The 10105-nt window shown below is 60.4% G+C and carries 9 protein-coding genes and 1 rRNA gene; 4 read left to right on the plus strand and 6 right to left on the minus strand.

The features are described 5' to 3' along the window. Positions 1-22 precede the first annotated feature (22 nt). Genes CQ017_RS10535 through CQ017_RS10550 form a run of 4 tightly spaced genes read left to right on the plus strand, consistent with a single transcriptional unit; the run spans position 23 to position 2523 of the window. A complete protein-coding gene (locus tag CQ017_RS10535) occupies positions 23-1222 on the plus strand; it encodes a nitrate/nitrite transporter (RefSeq protein WP_181150533.1) in 1200 nt (399 codons plus the stop codon). Beyond that, positions 1223-1612 (plus strand): helix-turn-helix domain-containing protein, encoded by a 390-nt coding sequence (locus CQ017_RS10540; RefSeq protein WP_105553655.1) that lies wholly within the window; start codon positions 1223-1225, stop codon positions 1610-1612. A 47-nt stretch (positions 1613-1659) separates the two neighbouring features. After that, entirely contained in the window at positions 1660-2067 is a 408-nt protein-coding gene (locus CQ017_RS10545) for a VOC family protein (RefSeq protein WP_105553656.1), read from the plus strand. Between the two features lie 9 nt (positions 2068-2076). Continuing rightward, on the plus strand, positions 2077-2523 hold the full coding sequence (locus CQ017_RS10550) for an iron chaperone (RefSeq protein ID WP_105553657.1): 447 nt from the start codon (positions 2077-2079) through the stop codon (positions 2521-2523). Positions 2524-2593: 70 nt separating this feature from the next. Here the strand turns inward: CQ017_RS10550 and CQ017_RS10555 are convergent, their stop codons facing one another. From CQ017_RS10555 to rrf, 6 genes are all read right to left on the minus strand, one after another. Beyond that, positions 2594-5107 carry an ATP-dependent Clp protease ATP-binding subunit gene (locus CQ017_RS10555; protein ID WP_105553658.1) on the minus strand — a complete coding sequence of 838 codons (2514 nt, stop codon included), beginning with the start codon at positions 5105-5107 and terminating at the stop codon, positions 2594-2596. A 292-nt stretch (positions 5108-5399) separates the two neighbouring features. Beyond that, positions 5400-5720 (minus strand): Lsr2 family protein, encoded by a 321-nt coding sequence (locus tag CQ017_RS10560; protein WP_105553659.1) that lies wholly within the window; start codon positions 5718-5720, stop codon positions 5400-5402. Positions 5721-5858: 138 nt separating this feature from the next. Next, complete coding sequence (locus CQ017_RS18120) at positions 5859-6026, minus strand: hypothetical protein (protein WP_181148467.1); 168 nt, start codon at positions 6024-6026, stop codon at positions 5859-5861. A 5-nt stretch (positions 6027-6031) separates the two neighbouring features. Then, a complete protein-coding gene (gene lysS, locus CQ017_RS10565) occupies positions 6032-7546 on the minus strand; it encodes a lysine--tRNA ligase (RefSeq protein WP_105553660.1) in 1515 nt (504 codons plus the stop codon). A gap of 121 nt (positions 7547-7667) precedes the next feature. Next, positions 7668-9632, minus strand: coding sequence for a M13 family metallopeptidase (locus CQ017_RS10570; RefSeq protein WP_258133587.1), 1965 nt, complete (start codon positions 9630-9632; stop codon positions 7668-7670). A 161-nt stretch (positions 9633-9793) separates the two neighbouring features. Continuing rightward, positions 9794-9910, minus strand: a 5S ribosomal RNA gene (gene rrf, locus CQ017_RS10575). Positions 9911-10105: the final 195 nt, after the last annotated feature.

Genomic DNA, 10105 nt, shown 5'->3' on the forward strand with positions numbered 1-10105 from the left:
CAAGCACAAATCAGGGAGCATCATGCAACGGCATATGGCCAAACCCGGAGCCGGCCTGCTGCTGGTACTCCTCGCAGCGGTGGGCATTGCACCGCTGTTCACCTACGGGTTGAGCGCGACCAGTGACCTTGTCATCCGCGACCTGCACATCAGCGAGGCGCAGTTCGGTTTGCTGGCTACCGTATGCTTCGGCTGCGCGGCTGTCGGCAACGCCGCCTTCAGCTCCTTCGCGGACCGGCAAAAAGACACCACCCTGTTCATCATCATCTTCGGCCTGGCCGCGGCCGCGCTGGCGCTCGTTGCGCTTCCCGGCGGATACGCGGTATTGCTGATCGCCGCGATGCTCGCCGGGTTCGCCCAGTCATTCCCGAATGGGGTCACCAACCGGGTGCTGGTCCAACGCGTGCCCGGTGCCCAGCGCATCACCTGGACCGGGGTCAAGCAATCCGGGGTGCAGGTCAGCCAGCTGGTGGGCAGCTTGGGGTTCCCGCTGTTGGCAGCCTGGGTGGGTTGGCGCGGCGCCTCGCTGGCCGGCGCGGTGCTGGCAGGGGTGCTCGGTGTGCTCGCGGTGAAGCTGCTCAACGCCACCGCCATGCTGCCGGCCGCCCCGAGCGTCAAGCGGGAGAACTCGGCAGCCGCTACCGGCCCGTCCACCCGTTTCATCGTCGTCACGCTGACCGTCTTCGGCTTCGTCAACGGCCTGGGGGTGCAGGCGACGAACGTGTACCTTCCGCTCTTCGCGGTGCGCGAGTTGGACTTTTCACTGCTGCTGGGCGGACTGACCGCCGCGGTGGCCGGCGCCTTCGGGGTCAGCGCCCGCATCGGCTGGGGCGCGCTGATGGGACGCGGGGTCTCCGCGCCGAAACTGCTGCTCACCCTGGCGCTGCTGGCTACCACCGGAGGACTGACATTTTGGCAAGCGCAGGTTCAGCACTCGGCCTGGTTGCTGTGGCTGGCGGTGATCCTGCACGGTGCGGCGGCGCTGGGCGTCTCGGTGGTGCTGATGGCGGCATTGCTGCGCGCAGTTCCCGCGGCTTCCCTGGGCAGTGCCACCGGCATCGTCTCGGCCGGCCAATTCGCCGGATTCACCTTTGGCCCGTTGCTGATGGGCGCGCTGATCTCCTCCCCTGGCGGCTTCACCGCCGGGTGGGTTGCGGTCATCGGAATTTACCTGTGCTGCGTGCTCTTGGGGCTGTATCTGGTCTTCCGAAAGCGTGCCTAAATGGATTTGCAGACACTCGCCCACCTGCGCCGGGCCCGCGACCTGATGGACCGCAGGTATGCCGACCCCCTGGACGTGCCGGCCATGGCCGCTCGTGCGCTGATGTCCCCCGCTCATTTCTCCCGCGAGTTCAAGCGCGCCTATGGCGAAACACCGTATTCCTACCTGCTGACCCGGCGTATCGAGCGGGCCATGCACCTGCTGCGCGCCGGGGTGTCGGTGACGGATGCCTGCATGCAGGTCGGCTGGAGCTCGCTGGGTTCTTTCAGCAGCCGGTTCACCGAGGTGGTCGGGCAGTCCCCTTCGGCCTACCGCGAGCGCGAGCATTCGGCGACGGAAGAGATTCCCGCCTGCATCGCCAAGATCCTGCTGCGTCCGCCGCGATTCTGAGCAGTTTTGAAGAAGCCGGGCAGAAATCCCGCCGCTAGGCTGAAATCATGACAAATATTAGTGTGCAGTATGTTCCCGTGACGGTTCTCGACGTTGATGAGGCGCTGGTTTTCTACCGTGACGCGCTCGGTTTAGCGGTCGCCTCCGATGTGGCTCACGGCGGGTTCCGATGGGTATCCCTCGCAGTATCGGGTCAGCCCGGGCTGAACTTGGTGCTTTCCGCTCCGGGCGCGGGGCGCTCCGCAGAAGACGCCGCTGCCCTCGGGGAGCTTATCGCCAAGGGTGCGCTGGGCGGTTTGGTGCTTTCGGTTCCCGACGTGGATTCGCTCTTCGAATCGCTGAGCGCCAGCGGTGCGGAGGTATTGCAAGAGCCCGTGGACCAGCCGTGGGGGCCACGCGATTGCGCCTTCCGCGATCCCTCGGGCAATATGGTTCGCATCAACCAGGTTTCCTAGGAGAAAAGCATGCCGGATACAGACCAGTCGGGATTCAGCGCCGCCGAGAAGGCCGCAATCAAGGAACGCGCGGCCGAGGTAAAGGCTCCGAAGAAGCGCATGACCAAGGCCGAGAAGCAGGAGCAGGCGCGCAAGGATCTTGAAGCGAAGATCGACTCCTTCGAGGGTACGGACAAGGAACTGGCCCAGCGCCTGCACGAACTCATCACCGCCACCGCGCCGCAACTGGAGCCAAAGCTCTGGTATGGCATGCCCGCCTACGCGCTCGATGGCAAGGTGCTGTGCTTCATCCAGGATGCGAAGAAGTTCGAGGCCCGCTACCTGACCTTCGGATTCAACGATGTGGCGATGCTCGATGAGGGAACGCTGTGGCCCACCTCGTTCGCGATCACCGGGTTGAACGACCAGCAGGCCGCGATGCTCGCCGCGCTGGTGGCGAAGGCCGTCGGAAACTAAATAAAAAGCACCGCGGGTGCGGCTTCCGGATTTCTCCGGAAGCCGCACCCGCGGTGCTTAATGGTTCGTCTTAGCTTTCCAGCGCCGCCGGTGCCGGCTCGCCTTCCAGCTGGCCGTTGCCGCCCTCGGCGTGGAAGACGAACTTGCGCGTCTCCGCCTCGCCTTCGACGTCCACGGTGATCTTCTGGCCGGTGACGATCTGCCCGAACAGGATTCGCTCGGAAAGCTGGTCCTCGATATCGCGCTGGATCGTGCGGCGCAGCGGGCGTGCACCCATTGCAGGATCGTAACCGCGCTCGGCGAGCAGGCTGCGTGCAGCCTGGGTCAGCTCGATGGTCATGCCGCGGTCGTCCAAGCGCTTGGACAGGCGTGCGATGAACAGATCAACGATCTCTTCGATCTCATCCTGGCTCAGCTGCGGGAAGACCACGGTGTCATCAACACGGTTCAGGAATTCCGGGCGGAAATGCTGGCGCAGCTCCTCCTGGACCTTGGCCTGCATCCGCTCGTAACCGGTCTTGGTGTCCGAGGCGGACTGGAAACCAGTCATCACGCCCTTGGAGATGTCGCGGGTACCAAGGTTGGTGGTCATGATGATGATGGTGTTCTTGAAGTCCACCACGCGACCCTGGGAGTCGGTCAGTCGGCCGTCTTCCAGAATCTGCAGCAAGGAGTTGAACAGGTCCGCGTGGGCCTTCTCCACCTCGTCGAAGAGCACGACGGCGAATGGCCGACGGCGCACCTTCTCGGTCAGCTGGCCGCCCTCTTCGTAACCGACGTAGCCCGGAGGGGCACCGAACAGTCGCGACACGGTGTGCTTCTCGGAGTACTCGGACATGTCCAAGGTGATCAGCGCGTCTTCCTCACCGAAGAGGAATTCGGCCAGCGCCTTGGCCAGCTCGGTCTTGCCCACGCCGGTCGGGCCGGCGAAGATGAACGAGCCGCCGGGGCGGTTCGGATCCTTCAGGCCTGCACGGGTACGGCGGATCGCCTGGCTGATCGACTTGATCGCCGAGTCCTGTCCGACGACACGCTTGTGCAGCTCTTCTTCCATGTTCATCAGGCGCGTGGACTCTTCCTCGGTCAGCTTCACAACCGGAATACCGGTCGAGTTAGCTAGCACCTCGGCAATAAGATCCTCGGTGACCTCGGAGATTTCATCCAGGTCGCCGTTGCGCCAGGACTTTTCCTTCTCGTTCCGGGCCTCGATGAGCTTGGACTCCTTGTCGCGCAGCGAAGCGGCACCTTCGAAGTCCTGCGCATCGATCGCAGCTTCCTTCTCCAGTCGCACGGTGGCGATTTCCTCGTCCATTTCCTTCAGCGCCGGCGGGGCGGTCATGCGCTGGATGCGCAGTCGTGCACCCGCCTCGTCGATCAGGTCAACGGCCTTATCCGGCAGGAATCGGTCCGAGATGTAGCGGTGCGCCAACGTGGCGGCAGCCTGCAGGGCACCGTCGGTGATGGACACGCGGTGGTGCGCCTCGTAGCGGTCACGCAGGCCGCGCAGGATCTGCGTGGTCAGCTCGACCGAAGGCTCCTTGACCTGAATCGGCTGGAAACGACGCTCAAGCGCCGCGTCCTTCTCGATATTCTTGCGGTACTCATCCAAGGTGGTGGCGCCAACGGTCTGCAGCTCGCCGCGGGCCAGCATCGGCTTCAGGATCGAAGCCGCGTCGATTGCGCCTTCGGCGGCACCGGCACCCACCAGGGTGTGGATCTCGTCGATGAACAAGATGATGTCCCCGCGGGTGCGGATCTCCTTGAGCACCTTCTTCAGGCGTTCTTCGAAGTCACCACGGTAACGCGAGCCAGCCACCAGCGAACCGAGGTCCAGGGTGTACAGCTGCTTGTCCTTGATGGTCTCCGGCACGTCGCCACGCACGATCGCCTGGGCCAAGCCCTCGACAACCGCGGTCTTGCCGACACCAGGTTCACCGATCAAGACCGGGTTGTTCTTAGTACGGCGCGAGAGGACCTGCATAACGCGTTCCATCTCGTGCTCGCGACCGATCACCGGGTCCAGCTTGCCCTCGCGGGCGGCTGCGGTGAGGTTGCGGCCGAACTGATCCAGCACTGCCGAACCGGCAGGAGTTCCCTCCTGCTGGCCACTGGAGCTGACACCAGCCGAGGCGGTGTCCTTGCTTCCCTGGTAGCCCGAGAGCAGCTGGATGACCTGCTGGCGCACGCGACCGAGGTCGGCACCCAACTTCACCAGCACCTGGGCTGCGACGCCCTCGCCCTCGCGGATCAGGCCGAGCAGGATGTGCTCGGTTCCAATGTAGTTATGCCCCAGCTGCAACGCTTCACGCAGCGAGAGCTCCAAAACTTTTTTGGCGCGTGGAGTGAAGGGGATATGACCGGAAGGTGCCTGCTGGCCCTTTCCGATAATCTCCTGCACCTGCTCACGCACGGCACCCAACGAAATATTCAGCGATTCGAGCGCCTTGGCGGCGACCCCATCACCTTCGTGGATAAGACCGAGCAGCAGGTGCTCGGTGCCGATGTAGTTGTGGTTGAGCATGCGCGCCTCTTCTTGGGCGAGCACGACAACTCGACGGGCACGGTCGGTAAATCTCTCAAACATCTTCGGCACACTCCTTGCTTACCAATAATTCGATGCTACGCACCGCGGGGCCACAATGCGCCCTTGTTCGCCATAGGGATAACCCGCAGGGCTAGATGACGGATTATTCGATTGGCAAACCAATATCTGTCAGGCAAATTTTATCGTCAATTTATTCGTTCTATCTTCAAGCAAATGATTTTGATTGGTGCACCAAACAAAATCATCGTAATCTGCTCGTGATACAAGCAAAGGGCCGGAGTACCTTTCGATACTCCGGCCCTTTGCTGAGACTAATTCAACACCTAGTGAATTACTTGGCGCGACCCCGGCCACCCTTGCGCATAGCAGCGTTATAGGCGTCAACAACATCAGCATTCAAGCGCCCGCGGGCGTTGACCTTAATGTTGTTTTCCTTGGCCCATGCGCGAATTGCAGGAGCCTCGCTCGCGCTGCTTTGCTTCGCCGAACGCGCAGCTTCGATATATGGCTCCAGGGCCGCACGGAATTCGTCGGCGTGCTCCGAGTTCAAGTCAATCTCGTAGTGCTGACCAGCAATACTGAACGAAATCGACTCAACCGCTTCGCTGCCATCAATGTCGTCAATCAGGGCAATCTGAACCTGACGTGCCATTATTCTTATTCCTCCATGCGTGGATTTGCTGAACTAAGTCCATAAGAACTCAAAGTTCATTGCAAAAATCAAGTATAGTCAGATTTTGCAATAAATTCGAACGCATCAAACAATTAAGAGGTAATTACTAGGATTATCCTAATTTCCGGACGTGCTGGTTTCTGAATTACCATGATGTGCGATTTTAGCTTCGGCTTCGGCCTGGGCTTTGCGCTCATTCCGATCAGCGTTTGAAATCGCCTTGATCGCGTACCAAAATATGAGCCCCAGCACGATAGTTGGAACAATTGCCTCTACATATGGCATGGGATTTATGCCTCCGGCTTGAGTAATGGGAACAGGATCGTTTCGCGAATTCCTAGGTCGGTGAAGAGCATAACCAGTCGATCGATGCCCAATCCGATACCACCCATTGGTGGGGCACCGTATTCCAGTGCGCGCAGGAAGTCTTCATCCAGTTGCATTGCCTCCGGGTCGCCACCGGCAGCCAACAACGATTGCTCGGTCAGGCGCTCACGCTGGATGACTGGGTCGATCAGCTCGGAGAACGCGGTACCGCGCTCCATGCCACCGATGATCAAGTCCCACGCTTCAATGACGCCAGGCTTTGAACGGTGTGGCCGCGCCAGCGGCTGGGCCAGTGGCGGGTAATCGCAGACGAAGGTCGGGTCGATCAGCTTCGGCTCGACGATCTCGCCGAATAATTCGATGACAAGCTTCTGCGCGCTCCACGACGGGTCGATCTTGACTTGGTGCTTTTCGGCGACGCCACGCAATACCTCGGCGTCGGTCTCTGGGGTGATCTCCACGCCCACGGCTTCGGAGAGGCCCGGGTACACGCTCAACCAGCGCCATTCGCCGTCCAGGTTGATGGTGCCGTTTGCGGTCTCGATGGTGCGACCGGCGCCGATGGCATCCGCCGCGTTGAGAATCATCTGCTGCATGCGCTCCGCCATCACGTACTGGTCTGCGTAGGCTTCGTAGCATTCAAGCATGGTAAATTCCGGCGAGTGCGTGGAGTCCACGCCCTCGTTGCGGAAGATGCGGCCGATTTCGAAGACCCTGTCCACGCCGCCAACCACTGCACGCTTGAGGTACAGCTCCAAGGCGATGCGCATGGTCATTTCCTGATCGAAGGCGTTCAGGTGCGTCTTGAATGGGCGGGCCGAGGCTCCACCGTGCACCAGCTGTAGCATCGGGGTCTCTACCTCGACGTACTCGTGGTCCTCGAGGGTGCTGCGCACCGCACGGATGATCGCCGCGCGCTTGTACACCATTTCGCGGGCTTCGTTGCGAACGATCAGATCCGCATAGCGCTGACGCACACGGGTTTCTTCATTCAGGTCTGCGTGCAGCACCGGCAACGGGCGCAGGGCCTTGGAAGCCATTTCGAAGCCATCTGCCATCACCGACAGTTCGCCGCGACGCGAAGAAATTACCTCGCCGGTCACGAATACGTGGTCACCGAGGTCGACCAGGGACTTCCACTGGGCCAGGCGCTCTTCGCCGACATTTGCCAGCGAAAGCATAACCTGCAGGCGGGTGCCGGCGCCCTTCGGGCCGCCCTCCTGCACGGTGGCGAAGCAGAGCTTGCCGGTATTGCGCATAAAGACGATACGTCCGGCAATGCCGACCTTGACGCCGGTCGCCTGATCTGGCTCGAGCTCCGGGAACTGTTCGCGGACTTGCTGCAGGCTATGAGTGCGTGCCACCCCAACCGGGAAGGCTTCCTCGCCGTTTGCCAGCAGGGCGTTGCGCTTATCGATGCGGACCTGACGCTGGTCGTTTGGATCGGTGCTATCTGCGGAATTATTTTGGGAAGTCACAATAGTCCATTCTACGTGCCATTCTTAGTCATTTGGCAGGATCATGATGCGCCTTACACGGTGATCTGCGCGCCTTAACGAATTCAAGGCGCAGAGATTGCTCCCTGCGCCTTGCCTGGTACTACCAGATGGTCACTCGATCTGCCGGATCAAGCCACATTCCATCGCCCGGCTTGGTGTCAAAGGCCTCGTGGAAGGCAGTCAGGTTCTTCGGCACCTGATTGCAGCGGAACTCGCCCGGCGCGTGCGGGTCGGTGGTCACACGCACCACTGCGGTCTCCGGCCGGATCAGCGTGCGCCAGCACTCGGCCCAGGAGTAGAAGAAGCGCTGATCGCCGGTGACACCGTTGATTATCTCGTCCTCTTCGATGCCGCGGGCGGCCAGCTCAAGCTTGTAGGCCCGGTAGGCGATGCCCAGCCCTCCGAGGTCACCAATGTTTTCCCCGAGCGTCAGTTCCCCGTTCACCTGGTGGTCCGGTGCCTCGGTGGGGCGCAAAGCGTTGTACTGGTCGACCAGCTTGCCGGTGAGCTGCTCAAAAGCCTCGCGGTCCGCCTGGGTCCACCAGTTGGTCAGCTGGCCGGTTCCGTCATACTGTGAGCCCTGGTCATCGAACCCATGGCCGATCTCGTGTCCGATGACCGCACCGATCGCCCCGAAGTTCGAGGCGACGTCACGGTCCTTGTCGAAGAATGGCAAGCGCAAAATGGCAGCTGGGAAGGCGATCTCATTGAGCAGCGGATGATAGTAGGCGTTGACGGTCTGCGGATACATGAACCAGAGTTCGCGGTCCACCCCGTCATCGATCTTCTTCAGCTCGCGCTTGAATTCGAATTCGTTCGCCGCCGCAAGGTTGGCGATGACATCCACCGGATCGGTCTCGATTGAGGAGTAATCGATCCACTCGTTCGGATAGCCGATCTTAGGCCGGAACATCGACAGCTTCTCAAGGGCCTTCTCGATGGTCTCCGCGCCCATCCACGGCAGATTCGAGATCGATATGCGGTAGGCCTCGATAAGCCGCTCAACCAGTGCGTCCATCGCGTGCTTGGCTTCTTCCGGGAAGTGCTTGGCCACATAGAGCTGACCAATATCCTCGCCTACGCCGCCTTCGGTGAAGGATACGCCGCGCTTCCAGCGTTCCTTCAGCGTTTCCACCCCACCGAGCTTGGCCGAGTAGAAAGAGAAATTCTCATTGACAAACGCACTGGACAGGTATGGTGCGAAGGAACGCAGCGCCTGAACGGTGAGCCAGTTCTTCCAGCTCTCCAGGGGTTCTGCGCTGAGCAGTCCGGAGAGCGCTTCGAAGTAGCTTGGCTGCCAAAATACTACCTCGGCAGAGTACTTCGATTCGATCCCGGCGCCCTTCAGCCAGGTGCGCAGGCCGGGGAACAACTTGAAGACTTCTTCTTCGGTCATGAGGTTATAGCGTGCCTGAGCATCACGGACCTTGACCCGATCCCAGTGATGACTAGCTATCTTGGTCTCCAACGCAGTCACGGAGGCAGCCGCCTGCGCAGGGTCGGGAATGCCGCCGAGCGCCAGCAGCCGGGTTAGGTGTTCTTCATAGTCGGAGACGGTCTGTGCGAACTGTTCTTCGCGGTAATAGGACTCATCTGGCAACCCAAGACCGCCCTGCAAGAAGGTCAACAGGTTTCGTTCCGGGTTTCCGGCGTCGTTCATTGCTCCCGAGGCAAGGAAGCCACTTATGCCCTTGCGATAGAAGGAGCCAGAAAGCTCAAGCAGGGATTCGACATCTGAAACGTTCGAAATTGCCTGCAGGTATTCAGCGACCGGATCGGCGCCGCGCTGTTCGATGACTTCTTCGTTCATGAAACTACCGTACAAATCGGCGATACGCTGTGACGGACCCGCTAGTTCTGATCCGGATTCGTGCGCTTTGACTGCATCTGTAATGATCGCGTGGACCGCGTCTTCAGCGTCGTCGCGAAGCTCCATGAAAGATCCGTAGAGCCCTTGATCGCTCGGGATGGAAGCCGATTCGAACCACTTTCCGTTCGAATGACGGTAGAGGTCGTCCTGGGGGCGGATGGAATCATCACGATATTTCAGCGCATCTGTCGTCAACGAGGGGCTCCCTATATAGCGGATCTAGCAGTACCTATTATTCACTGTATCTATTAGATCGCTAGCCCGAAGGACGTCGCTCGTATATGCGCCGAAGGCTTAAACAGGTGAGGCCCCCACACCAACAGGTGCAAGGGCCTCAAACCATCATACTAAGTTAAGTCCGGCGGTGACCTACTCTCCCACACCCTCACGAGTGCAGTACCATCGGCGCAGTGGGCCTTAGCTTCCGGGTTCGGTATGGGACCGGGCGTTTCCCCCACGCTATGACCGCCGTAACAGTCTCGAAACAACAAAGTGCTCCAGAAGAATGCCGTAGTGCAAACCCCTCCCGCGCACCCACCACCGCCACCAGGCGATCATGAGCACCACTGAAGGTGTTCGTGTGTTACAAGAGTTGTTGTCTCGTAACCGTATAGTGAACGCGAGCATCATTGTCTTCAACGATTGCTTTACTGTGTGTTGTAAGTCAT

The sequence above is a fragment of the Arthrobacter sp. MYb224 genome (assembly GCF_002975455.1).
In the GTDB taxonomy this organism is placed as follows: Bacteria; Actinomycetota; Actinomycetes; order Actinomycetales; family Micrococcaceae; genus Glutamicibacter.

Bases quoted from the DNA above. Each gene is read 5' to 3' on its own strand.
- CQ017_RS10545 (WP_105553656.1), top strand. From the start codon at position 1,660: ATGACAAATATTAGTGTGCAGTATGTTCCCGTGACGGTTCTCGACGTT.
- CQ017_RS10555 (WP_105553658.1), bottom strand. From the start codon at position 5,107: ATGTTTGAGAGATTTACCGACCGTGCCCGTCGAGTTGTCGTGCTCGCC.
- CQ017_RS10535 (WP_181150533.1), top strand. From the start codon at position 23: ATGCAACGGCATATGGCCAAACCCGGAGCCGGCCTGCTGCTGGTACTC.
- CQ017_RS10540 (WP_105553655.1), top strand. From the start codon at position 1,223: ATGGATTTGCAGACACTCGCCCACCTGCGCCGGGCCCGCGACCTGATG.
- CQ017_RS18120 (WP_181148467.1), bottom strand. From the start codon at position 6,026: ATGCCATATGTAGAGGCAATTGTTCCAACTATCGTGCTGGGGCTCATA.
- CQ017_RS10550 (WP_105553657.1), top strand. From the start codon at position 2,077: ATGCCGGATACAGACCAGTCGGGATTCAGCGCCGCCGAGAAGGCCGCA.
- CQ017_RS10560 (WP_105553659.1), bottom strand. From the start codon at position 5,720: ATGGCACGTCAGGTTCAGATTGCCCTGATTGACGACATTGATGGCAGC.